The organism is Mesorhizobium sp. L-8-3 (assembly GCF_016756615.1).
Classification (GTDB): Bacteria; Pseudomonadota; Alphaproteobacteria; order Rhizobiales; family Rhizobiaceae.
Genome location: NZ_AP023262.1, coordinates 2,823,667 through 2,841,352, shown reverse-complemented (window position 1 = coordinate 2,841,352; position 17,686 = coordinate 2,823,667). Strand labels below are relative to the sequence as shown.

At 62.5% G+C, this 17,686-nt stretch carries 14 protein-coding genes and 2 pseudogenes; 8 read left to right on the top strand and 8 right to left on the bottom strand.

All coding sequences use genetic code 11. The features are described 5' to 3' along the window. Positions 1 to 67: 67 nt before the first annotated feature. A complete protein-coding gene (locus JN302_RS13360; RefSeq protein ID WP_202333202.1) occupies positions 68 to 2,050 on the top strand; it encodes an oxidoreductase in 1,983 nt (660 codons plus the stop codon). 93 nt (positions 2,051 to 2,143) lie between these two features. Further along, entirely contained in the window at positions 2,144 to 2,410 is a 267-nt protein-coding gene (locus JN302_RS13355; RefSeq protein WP_202333201.1) for a hypothetical protein, read from the top strand. A 5-nt stretch (positions 2,411 to 2,415) separates the two neighbouring features. Here JN302_RS13355 and cml read toward each other — a convergent pair whose 3' ends face one another. Together cml and JN302_RS13345 are read right to left on the bottom strand one after the other, a co-directional pair. Beyond that, the gene (gene cml, locus JN302_RS13350) at positions 2,416 to 3,615 is read right to left on the bottom strand and encodes a CmlA/FloR family chloramphenicol efflux MFS transporter (protein ID WP_274609265.1); all 1,200 of its coding nucleotides are present in this window, start codon (positions 3,613 to 3,615) and stop codon (positions 2,416 to 2,418) included. A 443-nt stretch (positions 3,616 to 4,058) separates the two neighbouring features. Further along, complete coding sequence (locus tag JN302_RS13345; RefSeq protein WP_202333200.1) at positions 4,059 to 4,730, bottom strand: GntR family transcriptional regulator; 672 nt, start codon at positions 4,728 to 4,730, stop codon at positions 4,059 to 4,061. Between the two features lie 135 nt (positions 4,731 to 4,865). On the opposite strand from JN302_RS13345, the gene JN302_RS13340 reads away from it, so the two are divergent. From JN302_RS13340 to JN302_RS39125, 4 genes and pseudogenes are all read left to right on the top strand, one after another. Continuing rightward, positions 4,866 to 5,981: a pyridoxal phosphate-dependent aminotransferase gene (locus tag JN302_RS13340; protein ID WP_202314736.1), complete on the top strand. Its 1,116-nt coding sequence runs from the start codon at positions 4,866 to 4,868 to the stop codon at positions 5,979 to 5,981. Positions 5,982 to 6,279: 298 nt separating this feature from the next. Next, positions 6,280 to 6,681 (top strand): membrane dipeptidase, encoded by a 402-nt coding sequence (locus JN302_RS13335; protein ID WP_202333199.1) that lies wholly within the window; start codon positions 6,280 to 6,282, stop codon positions 6,679 to 6,681. Next, positions 6,678 to 7,016: a membrane dipeptidase gene (locus JN302_RS13330; protein ID WP_202333198.1), complete on the top strand. Its 339-nt coding sequence runs from the start codon at positions 6,678 to 6,680 to the stop codon at positions 7,014 to 7,016. Before JN302_RS13335 ends, JN302_RS13330 begins: the two co-directional genes overlap by 4 nt. 126 nt (positions 7,017 to 7,142) lie before the next feature. After that, positions 7,143 to 7,385: pseudogene (locus JN302_RS39125) on the top strand (aldo/keto reductase); the annotation flags it as partial. 181 nt (positions 7,386 to 7,566) lie between these two features. On the opposite strand, the gene JN302_RS13325 reads toward JN302_RS39125, so the two are convergent. Further along, a complete protein-coding gene (locus JN302_RS13325) occupies positions 7,567 to 8,163 on the bottom strand; it encodes a TetR/AcrR family transcriptional regulator (RefSeq protein ID WP_202312747.1) in 597 nt (198 codons plus the stop codon). 155 nt (positions 8,164 to 8,318) lie between these two features. Here JN302_RS13325 and JN302_RS13320 point away from each other — a divergent pair, with 155 nt between their 5' ends. Both JN302_RS13320 and JN302_RS13315 read left to right on the top strand, forming a co-directional pair. Further along, positions 8,319 to 9,176, top strand: a complete 858-nt coding sequence (locus JN302_RS13320; RefSeq protein WP_202333197.1) for a class I SAM-dependent methyltransferase — start codon at positions 8,319 to 8,321, stop codon at positions 9,174 to 9,176. A 160-nt stretch (positions 9,177 to 9,336) separates the two neighbouring features. Continuing rightward, a complete protein-coding gene (locus tag JN302_RS13315) occupies positions 9,337 to 10,533 on the top strand; it encodes an MFS transporter (protein ID WP_202333196.1) in 1,197 nt (398 codons plus the stop codon). Between the two features lie 430 nt (positions 10,534 to 10,963). On the opposite strand, the pseudogene acuI reads toward JN302_RS13315, so the two are convergent. From acuI to JN302_RS13290, 5 genes and pseudogenes are all read right to left on the bottom strand, one after another. Then, positions 10,964 to 11,955, bottom strand: a pseudogene (gene acuI / locus JN302_RS13310) (acrylyl-CoA reductase (NADPH)). Between the two features lie 34 nt (positions 11,956 to 11,989). Then, entirely contained in the window at positions 11,990 to 13,069 is a 1,080-nt protein-coding gene (locus JN302_RS13305; RefSeq protein ID WP_202333194.1) for a quaternary amine ABC transporter ATP-binding protein, read from the bottom strand. Continuing rightward, a complete protein-coding gene (locus tag JN302_RS13300; protein WP_202312740.1) occupies positions 13,062 to 13,949 on the bottom strand; it encodes an ABC transporter permease in 888 nt (295 codons plus the stop codon). The genes JN302_RS13305 and JN302_RS13300 overlap by 8 nt, the downstream gene beginning before the upstream one ends. An 88-nt stretch (positions 13,950 to 14,037) precedes the next feature. After that, positions 14,038 to 15,039, bottom strand: coding sequence for an ABC transporter substrate-binding protein (locus tag JN302_RS13295; protein ID WP_202333193.1), 1,002 nt, complete (start codon positions 15,037 to 15,039; stop codon positions 14,038 to 14,040). A gap of 117 nt (positions 15,040 to 15,156) precedes the next feature. Continuing rightward, entirely contained in the window at positions 15,157 to 17,670 is a 2,514-nt protein-coding gene (locus tag JN302_RS13290; protein WP_202312738.1) for a CoA transferase, read from the bottom strand. Between the last annotated feature and the right edge of the window lie 16 nt (positions 17,671 to 17,686).

Sequence of the window (17,686 nt, the reverse complement as noted above, 5' to 3'; positions counted from 1 at the left end):
TTTCGGACGCAAGTACCAGGAAGCGACCGCTGCCGTCGGATGGCGTGGTTGTTTGGAGGGAAGGTCGATGTCGGAGCACGTCTTCAAGCGATTGTTCGCGCCGGTCGCCCTGCGTGGCAAGATGCTCCGCAACAGGATCGTCTTTGGCGCGCACACGGTGAACATGGCGGTCGAAGGACTGCCGACCGAACGGCATGTCTGCTACTACGCCGAACGTGCGATCGGCGGCGCGGCGATGATCGTGGTGGAACCGATGCCGGTGCACCGGGCCGCCGTGCTCACCCGCGGTAACTTCCGTCCTTCCGATGACGGCGTCATTCCGCATTTCCGCAAGGTGACGGAGGCGATCCGCGACAACGGCGCGATCGCGATCCAGCAGCTCTACCATGTCGGGCAGCACGCCGATGCGGACAACTCCTTCCATGCCGGCTGGTCGCCCTCCGGCTTGCCGAGCTATCACGATTCCGATGGCTCGCATCGCATGACCGAGGCCGAGATCGAGGAGACGATCGACGGTTTTGTCCAAGCGGCGCGCCGCTGCCGGGAGGCTGGCTTCGACGGGGTCGAGGTTTGGGCAGCCTATCATTCGATGCTGGACCAGTTCTGGACGCCCTGGTCGAACCGGCGCGACGATCGCTGGGGCGGCAGCCTGCAAAACCGCACCCGCATGAGCCGGGAGGTCATGACCCGCATCCGGAAAGAGTGCGGCGACGACTTCATCATCGGTCTCGCGGTCAATGACGAACCGGAAGTCGAGGTGGCTCTGAAACGCGAGGCGCTGGCCGAAATCGTCGACCTGCACGACCGCGATACGCTGATGGACTACGTGACTTGCGGATCGGGCAGCTATTTCGACTTCTACAAGATCATGCCGACCTTCGTGTACCCGGAGAAGCTTGGCGCCGATCTCGCGGCGGTGCTCAAGTCCACGGTGCGCCACGCCTTGGTCACGGCGGAAAGCCATATCCGCACGCCGGCGAATGCCGAGAGCGTGCTCAGCGAAGGCCGCGCCGATCTGGTGTCGATCGTGCGCGGGCAGATCGCCGATCCGCATCTCGCCGCCAAGGCTGCCGCCGGACGCACGCAGGACATCCGCGGCTGCCTGTCCTGCAACCAGATGTGCTGGGGCCGCCGCTCGCGGGATTACTGGATCAGTTGCGTCGTCAATCCTTCCGCCGGGCGCGAGTGGGAGTGGGGTGGTGATCGTTTCACCCCGGCCGACCGGCCAAAGCGGGTGTTCGTCGTCGGCGGCGGGCCGGCCGGGCTGGAGGCGGCACGGGTGGCAGCCGAACGCGGGCACCGTGTGACGCTTGCCGAAGCCTCGGATCGCCTCGGCGGCCAATTCCGACTGGCCGGCCTGCAGCCACGCCGCGCACAGATCCTCGACCTCATCGACTGGTACCAGCGGCAACTCGGCCAACTCCAGGTGGACGTCCGTTACGGGCAGTATGTCGAAGCGGAAGATGTCGAGCGCGAAGGCGCCGATCATGTGATCGTCGCGACCGGGTCCTTGCCGCCCAGCGGCGCCTTCCAGCGGGCACTGCCACAGTTCGACGACATTCCAGGCGGAGGGCCGGTTCTCTCGGCCGAGGCTGTGATGGGGCGCGAGGCAAGACCGGGAAAACGCGTTCTCCTGCTCGACGACGGCGGCAACTGGAAGGGAAGTGGAACAGCCTGGAAGCTTGCCGAAGACGGCCATGAGGTGACGATTGTCACGCCGGATGCGCTCGTCGGCAAGGAGCTCCAGCGGATGGCGGTGGATCTGCCGTTGCGCCGCGCCCTCGCCCGCCTCGGTGTCCGTTTCCTGACCGAAGGCGCGATCGTTCACTGGGATGGCAAACAGGCAACGATTGTTTCGCTGCTTGACGAGCGCGCGCAGAAGGTTGAGGCCGATGCCCTGGTCTACGCTGCCACCAACATCGCGGAGGACAGTCTTTCGCGGGACCTGGAGCAACACGGCATAGCCTTTACGGCGATCGGCGATTGCACGGCCCCTCGCCAGGCTGCGTTCGCAATCCATGACGGGCGCAAGGCGGCTCTGGCACTCTAAAGCATGTCTCCTCAAAGTGGGCGCCGGTTTCGGGACAAAGACATGCGTCAAATCAAGAACCGACAGTCGTGATGGAACGAGAAGGAGCCACACATGAGCAGTCCAATGAGGATCGGTGTGGTTGGCGGCGGTGGATGGCTTGGAAGTGCTATTGTCGGCACGTCCTGGCGGGTTACAACGGTCGGGGTGTCGCTGTCGCACCGGCTTGGCGCCTGGCTTGCGGCCAGGCTCGCGGACTCGCCGGAAAGGACGGAGATCCCGGCGACCCCGATCCGTCCTTTCCCACTCCACCGCTTCCGGGCGCCGATCCTAGATCTCGGCATGCAGTGGAACCGCCTGCTCGATCTCGTCGGGCGCTGAAGCCGTCACTTCGCTCCGGTTCGTCTCCGTGGGATGCCGAGGGCTGCGAGTGTGACCAGCGCCATGAAGGCACAATAACCGGCCAGCGGCCAGGCCGTATCGCCGCCGAGGGCAACAACGAACACTGTGCCCACGGCGCCGACGATGAGGCTCTCGACACAGAAATAGAGAGCCACCGCCGTGCCCGCGGCATCGCCGAACGCGTGCAATGCACCGTTGGCGGCGACCGACGAGGTGAAGACGATGCCGACCGCGATCAGCCACATCGGCAGCACGAAGGTTGAGAAGGACGGCTGCCACAGCAACTGTCCCGCCGCGAGCAGGGCGGCGCCGACCAGCAGCATCGCCATTCCCCGCGCAACGCAACCGGCAATCCCCCAGCGCGACACGAACCGCTTGGTGAAGCGCGTGGTGAGGATCATGACCAATGCGGCGGTAGCGAAGACCACGCTGAATCCGACCTCGGAAAAACCCGCCCGCCCGATCAGCACGCGCGGAGCGGTCGAGAAGAACACGAAGAAGGCGCCCATGGCGGCGCTGAATCCCAGCGTGTAGGTCCAGAAGTCGGGGCTGCGCAGGATCGTTCCGAACGTCGGCGCAACAACGGGCCCGGCGGCGGATCGCGTCTCCTTCCACCTCGGCAGGGCGTGCGCCAGCGCGGCGGCCGCGAGCAGGCCGAGCGTGGCGAAGATGGCGCGCCAGCCGAGATGCTCGGCGATCAGCGCGCCCGCGATCGGACCGAGCGCCGGCACGAAAGCCAGCATCGAGCCGAAGAGACCGTAGATGACGGCCCCTTCCGGACGCTCGGCATAGACGTCACGAACCGTCGCGAATGTCGCGACGAGCGCGGCCGACGCGCCCGCCGCCTGCAGCAGGCGCATGACGACGAAGGCGGCTGCCGACGAGGCGGCGGCGAGCGCAAGGGAGGTTACGAGGAAGAGAACCGCACCGCCGATCAGCACGGGCCTGCGGCCGATGCGGTCCGACAGGGGGCCGAACAGGACCTGGCCGGCGCCGAGCATCACCATATAGAGGCTCAGCGTCAGTTGGATTGTCGAGGCGGTGGTGTCGCGGATACCAGGCATGGCCGGGACGACCGGAAGGTAGATGTCCATGGCCAGCGAGGCCAGAATATCGAAAGGCGCCATCAGCAGGAGCGCCGACGGCAAGGAGAGGTTCCACGTCGTGGTTTTTTTGTAAGACACGGTAAGGCATCCGCTCAAATGGTTGGCATTTGGCGGCGATCTGCCTTTCCCTGGGGAAAAGGGGACATGACCGGACAGAGCGCCGCAACAACGATCGGATGTTGTTGCGGCCTACCGGTCTGCTGACTTGCCAGGCTCCATGGCGCTGCCCCGTAGTCCAATGGCGCTTTCTTGAAGCGCGAGACGCCCCGTCTATCAACGTGGAGGTGCCACTGCAACCATCAGTGACAGCGCACATGTCGGACTACCCGCGGTGCGTCCCTGCCAGCGGCCCGTGACACGACCGCTGCCTTGTCGAAGATGCACTACGACCGGGGCGTCCCGTCCCGGGACCTTGCCATGCTCCCGCGCATCGAGGCCGCAGGAGGGATTTCGGCTCTCCCTGGATCACACCTCGACCATGGAGCTCTCATGCCCCCTGGAGCTCTGACGCGGGGCTACGATCAGGAGGACCGGAGCCGTGTCCCCAGGTGCTCGCGCAAGTAGCTCTCCAGCGTCTTGCCGGCTTCGAGAATATGGGTCGATGTCAGACGCATCGCCACCTCGATATCGCGTCGGTAACAGGCGTCGAGGATGGCTTCGTGCTCGCTCGACGAGCGATCATTGTAATCGAGGTGCAGCAGGGTGAAGCGCAGGTAGCGGTCGGCGATGTCGTGCAGGCTGCCGATATGAGCGATCAGACGCGGCCGGCCGGCCGGTGCGTAGAGTGTGCAGTGAAATGCCTTGTTCAAGGGCCCGAAGTCCTGGATCGGAGCGGTGTCGATCTGCTTTTGGATGGACGCTGCCTGATCGATCTGCGCATTCGACAGATGCGGCACCGCGAGCCGGATCGCCAGAACTTCGGCGGCTTCGCGCATCTCGAAATTCTCGCGCAATTCCTCGATATCGATCGGCGCGACGATGGCACCTCGGTTTGGAATGAGCTGCACGAGACCTTCGGCGCTCAGCGTGCGCAACGCCTCCCGGATCGGCATGCGACTGGAAGCATAGTTCGCGGCCAGTTCCTCCTGGCGCAGCGCGCTCCCCGGAGCCAGCGCACCGGTGATGATCGCCTCACGAATCTGATTGACGACATGCTGGGCGCGGTCGCCGCGCTGGAGCGGTTTCGTGGTCATGGCGCGTCATTAGCAAATGGAGTGTTGACGGGCAATGATAAGCATTGTTATCTATTTTAACTATTTGGATCCAATCTGGAGAATAAGATGACAGCATCTCGCCTTGCCGCGATCCCAGGGATCGGCGTGGACAAGATGGGCAATGCCGCGGATGCGGATGGCCGGCCCGAGATGCTGCGGCTGGAGAACCTCGATACCGACATCGCTCCGCCGAGGGCGGCCATCGAGGCCACGCTGGAGGCAGTCGGCCGCGATGATGCCAACAGCTACCTGCCGTTTCTTGGTATCCACGCGTTGCGCGGCGCGGCAGCCGAACGCGTGTCGCGAACGACGGGGGTGGACTACGACCCCGATGCGCAATGCATCGTTTCGGCCGGCGGGCTGTCGGGCGTGCTGAACACGTTGCTGGCCCTGATCGAACCCGGGGACGAGGTGGTTATCACCGATCCCGCCTATGCGGGGCTGCTGAACCGGATCCGCCTGTCCGGGGGCGTGCCGCGTCTGGTGCGGTTGGTTGTGACCCACGATCGCTGGCGGCTCGATCTCGATGCGCTGCGCGATGCGGTCTCACCCAGGACAAAAGTCATCCTGACGATGAGTCCCTCAATGCCGAGCGGGATCGTCCATACACGGGCGGAATGGCAGGCCATAACCGAAGCCGCCGAGCGCGCCGACGCCTGGATCCTGCACGACGCGGCGATGGAGCGCATCCTGTTCACCGACGATCCGGTGCTGCACCCTGCCTCATTCGACGGCATGTCCGAACGAGTGATCACCGTGGGGGCAGTGTCCAAGGAATACCGGATGATCGGCTGGCGGGTCGGCTGGATCGTCGGACCGAAGCGGATCATGAACGACATCGGTTTGGTCAGTCTCACCAACGTCGTGTGTCAAGTCGGCATCGCCATGCCTGGGGCCGCCGCCGCACTGATCGCCGAGGATGACGGGGTTGCGGCGGCGACGGCCGAGTGGAAAACCCGTCGCGACATCATCGTGAAAGAGATGCGTGACCTTCCGGTTGTCGTCCCCGATGGGGGTTGGTCGCTGCTGATCGACACGGTGGCACTGGGGATGCGGCCCGATTTGGCCGCAGAGCGGCTGTTCCGCCATGGCGCGATCGCCGCCACGCCGATGATCGGCTGGGGACAGGAGGATTGCGCCGGGCGCTATCTGCGCTTTGTCTTCGCCAATGAGCCGGTCGCGCGGCTGGAGGGTCTGCGCGAACGCATCCGACAGTCCTGGTCTCTGTAGGCGCAGGAAAGAAGGGAAAACCTCATATGAGCAAAACCCTTGACGAGCGCTTCCCCTGGCTTGCCGGGCAGCCCGTCATCGACGGGCTCTGGCCCTGGTCGCGGCCCTTCCTGCCGGCGGGCGCCGATTTCGCGCAACAGATCGCGCGCTATCGTGCAGCGGGTTTTGCCCATGTCTCGCTGACCATCGCCAGCGGACAGGAGAACGAGCAGGACGCGCTGGCAAACCTTGGCGAGCTTTCGCGCCTTTTGCGCGCGGCGGACATTCCTCTTGCGCGATCGGCCGAGGCCATCCGGGCTTGCCACGCCGTGGGGCAGATCTCGGCGTCGTTCCATTCCAGTCGGCAACGCCCTTCTCGCGCGGGCTGGATCTGGTCGATGCCTTCTTCACCGCCGGGATCGACCGCGCCATCCTGGCCTATAACGAGGCGAACATCTTCGCCGATGGCTGCCACGAGCCGCGCAACGCGGGGCTGAGCGCCCGCGGCGCCGAGCTGGTGCGGCGGATGGACAGGGTGGGGATGCGGGTCGACCTCACCCATTGCGGCGAGCGGACGACCTGGGACGTGCTGGAGCTGGACCTGTCCCGCCCGCCGATCTTTTCGCATTCCAACGCCCGGGCGATCTACGAGCACGAGCGCAACATCACCGATGCACAGATCCGCGCCATGGCCGAAGTCGGGGGGGGTATATCGGCGTGAACGGCGTCGGCTTCTTCCTCGGGGTCGAGGGGTGGGCAATCCTGCCCGAGATCGCACGTCATCTGGCCCACATCGCCGGGATCGCCGGGGCCGATCGTCTCGGTCTCGGATTCGATTTCATGTATCTGGAAGGCAGCGACTACGGCTTCTACCACAGCCAGAAGGCGCGCTGGCCGCGCGGCTATCCGACCCCGCCCTGGAGTTTCTTCGAACCCGATCAACTGGGTGAGCTGGTTGGCGAACTGGAACGGACGGGTTTTTCGCAGGCCGAGATCCGCGGAATCCTTGGCGAGAACTACCTTCGGTTGGCCATGCCCGCAGGGCTCGCGTCATGAGCGGCAAAAGCACCGCTCGCGTCGCAGAGGCGGCCCGCACCGCGGCTCTCGCGATCGAGATCCTGGCGATGCCCGCGAGCACCCGCACTACCGAAGAGGCGACACGGGTCTGCGGTTGCGTCGTCTGGCAAGGTGCTGGGGCTTGGCCTTTCCGGAGCGGGAACTGACATCATCCGCCGCGCCCACCCCGTCCATCCGATTTCCGCTCTCCGGAGCGAATATTCGCTCTGGATCCGCGATCCCGAAGGCGAAAGCCTCGACACCGCCGTGAACTCGGCATCGGTTTTGCGCCGTTCAGCCCGCTCGGCCGCGGCTTCCTGATGGGCAAGATCCAGAACCCGGAAGATTTCGGCCGCCGACGACTTCCGCTGAACGCTTCCTCGTTCCAGCGCCGAGAACATCGGCGCTGACCTGAACAGTTGCGGTGCTTGATAGTCTCGGTTTCGCCTCTGATGACTTGACGAGCACCCCTCCTCCCGCGCCAGGCTTTTTCGCGAATGTGTGTGCACTCTTCCGTTCATTTCGATGGGCGCTTGCGACCTATTGCCGTTTAACGGCCGGCGTCATCGGGTGGGGCGAGCGCCGTACGTACCCCATCGAAGGCCAAATTCTGGAACACCCGATCGACCTCTTGCGGAGGGAACCTGGTATCTCCGTCAAGCCACCAATGCATGACCTCGAAGAACGCCCCGGTAACGAAGCGCGTGGCGATCTCAAGCCTCACTCCATCTTTGCCACCGTCTGCGATACCGACCAGTTCGCGGCGTATTTGCGCGCTGATCCAGTCGCGGATCTCTTTCGGTATTTCGCGCTTTGTCCCGCCCATCAGACCCCGATGCATCTCCCGCGTTGCATGCGCATGCGCAAAAGCCGGGCCACTGAAGGAGAAGCCCTCGGTGTTTTGCATCGAATCACGCGTGGCGCCGCGCGCCTGCAGGCTCGTCATATGCTCGTCGATCGTTGCCCTTCTCAGGCACTCCTTGTCGGGATAATGCGTGTAGAAGGTCGAGCGTCCGACATCGGCCTCCCTGCAGATATCCTCGACGGTGACCGCTCCGTATCCCTTCTCGGCAGCCAGTTTAAGCAGTGCCTGTTGCAGGCGGCTGCGGGTCCTGGCGACACGACGATCGATCGAGCCGGCGGTCACTGACGGGGTCCTTTTTTGGTCACAAGACACCAGCCTGTCCAGTACTGGGCACCGTGGTGCGAAACGGCCAGTAAAATGGATACTGGACACGCCGTCCAGTATCTTATGCTGCTGCTGACAGTTCGAAGCGGGACTGGCCAACGGGAGACAATGCAATGCACCAAGGCCCTTTCGAGAAATTTCACGGAAGGCGTCCGCTGTGGACGGTCGTCGTTCTCAAATTGGTTCTGGTAATCACGGCACTTGCCCTGCTGGGCCAGGCAAATGCGATCTTCTCCCTGGGAATTCCTGTTCTGGTGCTTCATGTCGGCGCACTCGCCGCCATCGCCATCTTGGTGATTTGGCCCCGTGCCCACGGTTCACTGGCCGTCGCAACCGAAAAATCGATCCCCGGAGCGGCGAAGACACCGCATATTGGCATCCTGCTCCACTCCGCCGCCCTCTATGACACCCTGGCCTGGATTCTCACCTACGGTCGCGAGCGCGCTTTCCGCGAAAAGATGCTGAGTTTCGCAAGGCTGAAGCCAGGAGAAGCAGTCCTCGATGTCGGCTGCGGCACAGGCACCGCGGCGCTGCTCGCCAAGCAGAGGGTTGGACCGGCGGGACGCGTGGACGGGGTCGATGCGTCAGCCGAAATGGTCGCGCGCGCCACGGCAAAATCCCGTCGAGCTGGGTTCCCGGTCAGCTTCACGAACGCGACCGCCCAGCAACTGCCTTACGAGGACGGGGAATTCGACGTCGTCCTCAGTACCCTGATGTTGCATCATCTGCCGAAGACGGGCCGCGCGGAATTCGGCAGGGAAGCGTTCCGGGTTCTGAAGCCGGGCGGCCGCATGCTGATCGTCGATTTTGCAAAGCCACCGCGCCAGAAACGCATTTTCCGCCTCCACCGACACGGCCACGTCGACCTGGACAAGGTCGCGGCCGATCTTGGCCAGCACGGCTTCAAGATCGTCGAGCAAGGTGACGTCGGAGCCAAGCGGCTCCGTTACCTGGTCGCGCAGCCGAGGTGAGGCGCGATCCCGAGTTTGAGATAGCAAAGAACGGACAGAAAGAGGGTCAGCTTGAAAACCGGAAGGGCGTTCCCGATCCGATCGGTGCTGCAGGTCGGCCCCTGAAGCGCTTGACAGCGCCGGGCAAAGGAAGACGCTGGCGAGAAGGAAGTGAGAGCCAGTGCAAAGCGGCCATCCCGCCACATATCTCTTCGCAGCCCGCGCTTTGCGTGACTTCGGCGATGGCTTCGTGGCCATCCTGTTGCCGGTCTATTTGCTCACTCTCGGATTTTCCCCGCTGCAAGTCGGCATCATCGCGACAGTATCTCTCCTTGGCTCTGCGCTGTTGACGATTGCGGTAGGGTTTCTCGGCGCGCGCTACGATCTCCGCTGGTTGCTTCTGGCCGGCGCGAGCCTGATGACTGCCACGGGCGTCGCCGTCTCCCTGGTCCACGATTACTTGCTGCTGCTGGTGATCGCATTTGCCGGCACGATCAATCCGTCGGCCGGCAGCGTTAGTGTCTTCGTGCCGCTGGAACACGCAGCGCTCACCCGCGAAGTCACCGATGTGGAGCGAACGAGGATGTTTGCGCGCTACAGCCTCATCGGAGCGTTCGCCGGTGCCGCCGGCGCGCTCGCGGCGGCCCTGCCCGATCTAACAAGCACCATAGGGCTCGGACGCCTGACCGCGATCAAGCTTATGTTCGTGCTATACGCGTTCTTGGGCATCGCCGGTGGCCATCTTTATGCTCGCATACCGATGCGTATGGTCGGTTCCGAAGCCGCCAACGCAGTCGCCCTCGGTCCCTCGCGCGCCATCGTCTTGAGGCTGGCGGCACTCTTCAGCCTCGACGCCTTCGCCGGCGGCTTCGTCGTCCAGTCGCTGCTCGCCCTGTGGCTGTTCGAGCGTTTCAATCTGTCGCTCGCGCAAGCCGGGGTGTTCTTCTTCTGGTCGGGTGTGCTGTCGGCATTCTCGTTTCCTGTCGCCGCATGGCTGTCACGGCACATCGGCCTCATCAACACCATGGTGTTCACCCACATTCCGTCGAGCATTGCCCTTCTACTGGCGGCCTTCGCGCCCAACTTGCCCCTGGCACTCGCCCTGCTGCTGATCCGGGCGGCGCTCTCGCAGATGGATGTGCCGACACGCTCGTCCTATGTGATGGCCGTTGTCACGGAGGCGGAGCGGGCTGCGGCCGCGAGCTTCACATCCGTGCCACGCAGTCTGGCCGCAGCGGCCAGCCCCGCTCTGGCGGGGGCCCTCTTTGCCGCCTCATATCGATCGTGGCCCCTCGTCATCTGCGCCACGCTGAAGATCGCCTACGACCTTCTGCTGTTGCTGCAGTTCCGGCAACTTAAACCACCTGAGGAACGCTGATCAAAGGCCCTTCACCACCTGTGGCCGGCCAGCAGTTTCGAAGCTGTATTCTCGAGTCAACATGTGATTTGAACATATCGAATCTTCATCGCAACGCTTCGTACAGGATCGTGGTTTCCGCGGCTGTGGCGTGCTGTGGAGTGGTTGCGGGGGCAGGATTTAATCATTACTTGCGCCCACCCCAAACATCTAATGATATACTGAAATTTCTCCCCGCCGGTAACCGCAGTGGACTATTTCGCACGGCGGCGTAGCGTAAATGCCTTCCAGAAGGAGTGGCCGCTTTGGGACCGAACGTGGAAATTACTACCATTTAGATGTCCCGTGACTTTGTCCCTTTCGGCTGCCTCTCGGTGCCGTTCTATCGCGGCCGACGCGCTGGCCCTTAGAGCAATTCATCGCTTTTCGGAATTGACTTTGCCTATGGTTCTCAACCAAGCTGCGGATTGACCGGCACTAAAATGCGACCGCGCACCTTGCCCTCAAGGAATCGCGGTGCCATTGCGATAACATCGGCGAGCTGGACTTCCGTTGTCATAGCGTCAAGTCTTGCCATGTCGAGTTCCTGCGCGAGTCGTTGCCAGGCGATCAGCCTCTCGGGCTTTGGACACATGACGCTGTCGATCCCGATCAGCGTCACAGCGCGCAAGATGAAGGGCGCGACCGTGGTGGGCAGCTCCATCCCGCCAACCAGTCCGCATGCGGCGACGACACCGCGATAGCGCATCGAAGCCAGCACATTGGCGAGCACCACTCCCCCTGCCACGTCAATCGCTCCCGCCCAACGCTCCTTCGACAAAGGTCGACCGACCTGCGTGAACTCAGCCCGGTCTATGATGGTCGTGGCGCCAAGGCCGGTGAGATAATCCGCCTCGGCCATCCGTCCGGTAACGGCAGCAACACTGTAGCCACGCGCGGCCAAAAGCATGGTTGCAATACTGCCGACACCACCGGCCGCGCCGGTTACCACCACCTCTCCGCCGTCCGGCATCACACCGTTGCGTTCCAGCGCCATGACACACAGCATTGCCGTGTAGCCAGCGGTCCCTATCGCCATGGCGTTCCGGAGGCTGACCCCTTCTGGTAAAGGCACCAGCCAGTCTCCACTCACGCGCGCCCTTGCCGCCAGTCCACCCCAATGCCGTTCGCCAACACCCCAGCCGTTCAGCACGACCCAATCGCCCAGTTCAAAGGCGGATGGGAACTTTCGGCGATGACGCCCGCAAAATCGATCCCAGGCACCATCGGAAAACTGCGCACCACCGGCGACGCGCCGGTGATCGCGAGAGCGTCCTTGTAGTTCAGGGTCGACCACGCGACCTCCACCAGCACGTCGCCCTGGGGCAGTTGCGGGGTATCAATTGCAGAAAGACCTGCGACCTGCCCGCTGTCGGACTTTTCGATAAGGACGGCGTCAAGCATCTGAGACTCCCATTCTTGGATTTCCCTGTTTTGCCTACGCGACTTTCTTCGCGTCGGGCGTTGAGCAGGCCACTTGCGAATTGACCATGGCGTTAACCGCCTGAGGGAGCGTCAAGACACCTATGGCCTGACCGGCGGCGTCGACAACGGCAATCTCGTTTTCCCCAGCCGAAGTCATCGCCCTTGCCGCATCCTCCAACTTCGCACCAGTTGGCACCGAAATCTTCAGCTCACGGGACGAAGCATTCAGCGCGGTGGCGACTGTCTCGACATTGATGACGCGGGCGCGGTTCACTTCCCGAACGAAGCTGGCGATGTAATCGTCGGCCGGGTTCATCACGATGTCCTGCCCTGTGCCCTGCTGCACGACTTCCCCATCCCGCAAAATCGCAATGCGGTCACCGAGCCTCAGCGCCTCGTCAAGATCGTGGGTGATGAACACGATCGTCTTCTTGATCTCCTTCTGCAGGTCGAGGAGCACGGTCTGCATGTCGACGCGAATGAGCGGGTCCAGCGCGGAAAACGCCTCGTCCATCAGCAGGATCGGCGCATCGTTCGCCAGCGCACGGGCAAGACCGACACGCTGTTGCATGCCGCCCGACAACTGATTGGGATATTTGCTCTCGAAACCCTTGAGTCCGACACGTTCGATCCATCGCATGGCGCAGTCGACCTGCCGGCTACGAGGTGCCCCTTGTATCTCCAGGCCATAGAGGGTGTTTTCGAGAACAGTGCGGTGCGGAAGAAGCGCAAACTTCTGGAACACCATGGCGGTTTGATGCCGACGGAACTCACGCAACTGCACGGCGTCCATCTTGACCACATCCTCGCCGCCGATGACGACTTCACCTGATGTTGGATCAATAAGGCGATTGATGTGACGGATAAGAGTGGACTTTCCCGATCCAGAAAGGCCCATGATCACCTGAATACTGCCAGCAGGCATGGAGATGTTGATGTCTTTCAGGCCAAGGACATGGCCATGTTTTGCGTTCAGTTCCGTCTTCGTAACACCTTGCTCAACGAACTTGACGTAATCCGGACCGTTGGGGCCAAAGATTTTGTAGAGTTTTTTGATTTCGATGACGGAGCCACCGATTTTTTTGTTACCCATGTACAACCTCCCGGTGCTTTTGCAGGCGCGCGCCGAAAGCCTGGCTGACGCGGTCGAAGATGATCGCGATGCCGACGATGGCAAGGCCGTTGAAGATGCCGAGCGTGAAATACTGATTGGAGATCGCCTTCAGAACCGGCTGGCCGAGGCCCTGCACGCCGATCATCGAGGCGATGACCACCATGGCGAGCGCCATCATGATCGTCTGGTTGATTCCAGCCATGATGGTCGGCAGAGCAAGCGGCATCTGAACATTCTTCAGTTTCTGCCAGCTCGACGAGCCGAAGGCGTCGGCCGCTTCCAGCACGTCTTTGTCGACGAGGCGGATACCGAGATTGGTGAGACGGATCATCGGCGGGATGGCGTAGATGACGACAGCGATGAGGCCGGGCACCTTTCCGATGCCGAGCAGCATCACGACCGGGATCAGATAGACGAAACTCGGCATGGTCTGCATGACGTCGAGGATCGGGTTGATCACGTTCTGCACCCTGTTCGACCGGGACATTGCGATACCGATGGGAATACCGACAACAATCGACAGTACCGTGCAGACGAAGATCATCGAAACCGTCTTCATCGTATCGTCCCACATATCGAAATAGCCGATCATGAGCAGCGTCGCGACTGTACCGGCAACGATCTTCCAATTGCGGCTGGCGAACCAGGCGACAGCAGCGATCAATAGGAGGATAATCGGCCAGGGCGTCTTCGTCATGAAGCGTTCCGACCAGATCAGGAAGTGCTGTAGCGGCTCGAACATTGCTTCAAGACCATCACCATAGGCACGCGTGAAGCCGCGGAACCCTTCGTCGATCGCCTTCTTGAGATCGCGCAAAGACGCATCATTCATGTGCGGAAAGCTGAATAGCCAATCCAAAATCTATCCTCCTCGATAACGGCAAGCGCATCCTTTGACGCGCTGTTCATTGCCGGCGCGATACGCGCCAGCAACGTCTTGAACGAGATCAGAGCGCCGCCTTGATCTTCTCGGCTGCCTCAGGCGACACCCACTCCTTCCACATGGCCTCGTTCTCTTCGAGGAAGTGCTTTGCGCCGTCGTCGCCGCTTGCCTGGTTGTCGGTCATCCAGGCCATGAGCTTGTTGACCGTATCGTTCGACCAGGCGCGCTTGTTGAGGTAGCCCATGACATCCTCGCCGGCGCGTTCGGAGAACGCCTTGGTGACGAGCGTCTGGACCGTATCCTTCGGCCAGTCGTTTTTCTTCGGGTCCGGGCAATCGGCGACCGTATTGCAGCGCTTCCACTCGGTAGCGTCGTAAGGCACGCCGTATTCGACCTTCACCATCTCGTACTTGCCAAGAAGCGCGGTCGGTGCCCAGTAGTAGCCAACCCAGCCTTCCTTGCGCTCGTAGGCCTTGGCGATGGAGCCGTCTAGACCGGCCGCCGAACCGGTATCGACCAGCGTGAAGTTAGCCGCCTCGCCGCCATAGGCTTTGTAGAGCTGCGAGGTGACGACCGTGCCGCCCCAGCCCTGCGGGCCATTGTGAATGGCACCCTTCGATTTGTCTTCGGGATCCGGGAACAGTTCCGGATGCTTGAGGACATCATCGATCGTCTTGATGTCCGGATGAGCGTCAGCAAGGTATTTGGGCATCCACCAGCCCTGCACCGCACCATCGGTCAGGACGGTCGACGCGACGACGAGCTTTCCATCCGTAACGCCGGCGTTGACGACTTCAGGCAGGAGATCGACCCATCCCTCGGGCGCGATGTCAGGCTGCCCCTTCTCGGTCATGGATGTGATTGTCGGGACCGTGTCGCCCTGTATGACTTCCGCGTTGCATCCGTAACCTTCGTTCAGGATGAACTTGTCCAGACTGGCGAGCACTTCCGCGCTCTGCCAGTTCATGCTCGCGATCGTCACGTCGCCGCAATCCGCTGCCTGCGCCGAATTACCGAGGGTCAGCATCGCCGCTGCAAGGCATGTCGAGGCAAAGAGTTCTTTCATGGCACTTCCTCCCTATGTGTGATGTTGAAATTCCAAGCCAGCCAACGCCATCGCGTACCTCGGCGGGCAGCGGGCGGCTCCGGTATCCTCCTCAGAACCCGAAGCCGCCGTTTCCTGTTAGCTCGGCAGATACTCCGCACTCCATGTCTCGCTGACCGTGCCGGAAGCAATCAGCCGGTCGATCTCGGCATCGGTGTAGTTCAACGACCGGAGGACGGCGCGCGTGCATGTTCCGTACTTCTCCGCTGGTGCGACAGCGGTGACCTTGCCGACAGACGGACGGATGGCGAAGGGATCGAGCTGGGTGATGGTGTGCCCGCTCGGATGGTCCGGGAAAATCGAGAAGGAATAGCTGCCACGGTCGGTCCCGGGCGTACCGTCGGCAATGCGGGCACTCTGGCTCCTGATCGTTTCGATATTCTCGCAGAGCGATACGCCGATATCAGCTTCCTGTAGCCGCTGTTGCCAGGTTTCCGCGGGCGCGGTCATGAAGGCCCTCGAGAGATAGGCCTCGCGATCGGATGCCGCCATCTCCGGTATTCCCCTCAGACCCTCGACCTTGGCGAAGCGCGGCAGGTCGGCTTCCGAAGCGCACAGCAGCAGATGATCGCCGGACGACGTTTCGTAGAGCCGCGACAGGGCATCATACCCCTTGGTTTCACGCCCGGACGGCTCGTCGAAGGGGCCGCGCCCAGCATAGTCGTAGCAGAACGGTATCTGCGCGAGGCCGGTCAGCGCCGAAAGCGAGGTGCGCGGTCGACCAACAACCCCGGTTCTGGATTTTTGATAGAGAGCCGCGGCAACGCCGAGCGCCGCACCGAAGCCGCACATGACATCGATGGTGCCGACATGGGCATGCTCCTCCGGCGTTTCCATCGAGCCGCCGAAGCGCAACATGATGCCGGTCGCCGACTGCACAAGGTCGTCATAGCCAAGATAGTCGGTGCGCGGGCCGGTACGCACGCCACCGAAGCAATCGAGCTGGCAGAAGATCGCCCGCGGATTGAGCGCCTTAAGGCCTTCGGCATCGAGTCCCATCGTCTTGACCTGACGGTCGGTAGCGTTCCAGACGACGACGTCGACCGAGCGCACCAGTTCCTCGAAGACAACACGGCCATCGGGCGAACCGATATTCAGCAGCACGGACTGCTTGCCACGCATGTGCGACATGCCGAAGATCACCGTGTTCCAGCAATCGTAGAGCGGCTTGGCCGGATCGATCTTGATCACTTCCGCCCCAAAGCGGGCGAGATAGGCGACGGAATGCGGACCGGCGATCACGTTGCAGAGATCGAGCACCCTGACACCGTCCAGCCAGCCGCCGGGCGCTTCGGCCGTGGGAGCCGGCAAGGGAGGGCGCTCCATACCGGCGAGCAGCATCAGCGCGTCCTTGGCCGTTCCCCAGCGCCGTGGACTTGGCGTCAGCGTGGCTTCGGCGCTTTCCTGCAGCCATGTCATCGGCCCTGGCTGCGTCATGCGGCCGAGAAATGGATCGTCCACCTCGATCATCAGGCCGGCGGCCTTGGCATGATCGTCGGCGATCCACTCCTTCAGCCAGCGCTGCGGCGCGCCCGGAAACAGTCCTTCCCCGAAGATGCGTTCCCATTCATCCGCCGTCTTCGTCAGGAAGACCTCCTTCATGCGCGCCGCGATCTTGTCGGCCCAGAATTTCGGAAGCGGATAGACGCCGAGCGATACATCCGACGACCACTCAGAAACCGGCAGATAGGTGTCTTCCTCCTCGCGCAGCCCTTCGGCCACCAGTTCATCGTAAAGGCCGAGCGCTTTCAGGCAGCGCTTTGCATGGTTCTTGTGGCTGGGGCAGACGACGTAAAACATCCGCCTGTCGGCACACATATAGCTTCGATAGAAAGGATCGAGGAACTCCTGAAGATCGTCGTAGGACATATCCATCGACAGGCCCTCACTGCGCCGCCGCTCGATTTCCCGTTCGCGCTGGGTCTGGTAGCGCAGCGGATAGCCGTCGATCAGGATTGAGTTGTAGGAAAGACCCTCCATGACGGCGCTTGCCAGCGGCACCTCGATGTGGTCGCCGTGCCCGGTGCGCTCACGCGCCTGAAGCGCCAGCACCGTCGCGGACGCCGCAAGCATGGTGCCGTAGGCGGAAGAGAGCGGTAGCGGCGAGAAGGACGGATTGATTCCCATCAGGACGCGGTTGAGGCCCATATCCGTGAAGACGCCGGAGGAGGCTGCGATCACCGTCTCAAAAGCACGCCAATCCCGTCGAAGTTGGTCGTTGGAAGCAAAGCCAGGGATCGACAGGGTAATCAAAGCCGGCCGTGCCTTGCGCAACGCCGCGAAATCGATTCCAAGCCGGGCAAGCACACCGGGCCGGAAATTCTCGATGACGATATCGGCCTCGGCCACCAGCGCCTTGGCCTGCTCCACCCCTTCGTCGGTCTTGAGGTCGATTGCGACGATCAGCTTGTTGCGATTGAGGATCGCATTGGCGGGATTGTCCCAGAGTGGACCGTCGGGCGGATCGACATGCACGACAGTCGCGCCGAGATCGCCGAGGATCATGGCGACGGCCGGGCCGGCAATATATTGCCCGAAATCAACCACCCGGACGCCGGAAAGCGGAAGCGCGGAACGCGCGATCGATGTCATTGCTGTTATCTCCCCA

What these genes read in the sequence shown, in the direction of transcription:
- JN302_RS13295 (WP_202333193.1), bottom strand. Translation starts at nt 15,039, where the DNA reads ATGAAAGAACTCTTTGCCTCGACATGCCTTGCAGCGGCGATGCTGACC.
- JN302_RS13355 (WP_202333201.1), top strand. Translation starts at nt 2,144, where the DNA reads ATGAGCAGTCCAATGAGGATCGGTGTGGTTGGCGGCGGTGGATGGCTT.
- JN302_RS13340 (WP_202314736.1), top strand. Translation starts at nt 4,866, where the DNA reads ATGGGCAATGCCGCGGATGCGGATGGCCGGCCCGAGATGCTGCGGCTG.
- JN302_RS13345 (WP_202333200.1), bottom strand. Translation starts at nt 4,730, where the DNA reads ATGACCACGAAACCGCTCCAGCGCGGCGACCGCGCCCAGCATGTCGTC.
- JN302_RS13360 (WP_202333202.1), top strand. Translation starts at nt 68, where the DNA reads ATGTCGGAGCACGTCTTCAAGCGATTGTTCGCGCCGGTCGCCCTGCGT.
- JN302_RS13320 (WP_202333197.1), top strand. Translation starts at nt 8,319, where the DNA reads ATGCACCAAGGCCCTTTCGAGAAATTTCACGGAAGGCGTCCGCTGTGG.
- JN302_RS13305 (WP_202333194.1), bottom strand. Translation starts at nt 13,069, where the DNA reads ATGGGTAACAAAAAAATCGGTGGCTCCGTCATCGAAATCAAAAAACTC.
- JN302_RS13290 (WP_202312738.1), bottom strand. Translation starts at nt 17,670, where the DNA reads ATGACATCGATCGCGCGTTCCGCGCTTCCGCTTTCCGGCGTCCGGGTG.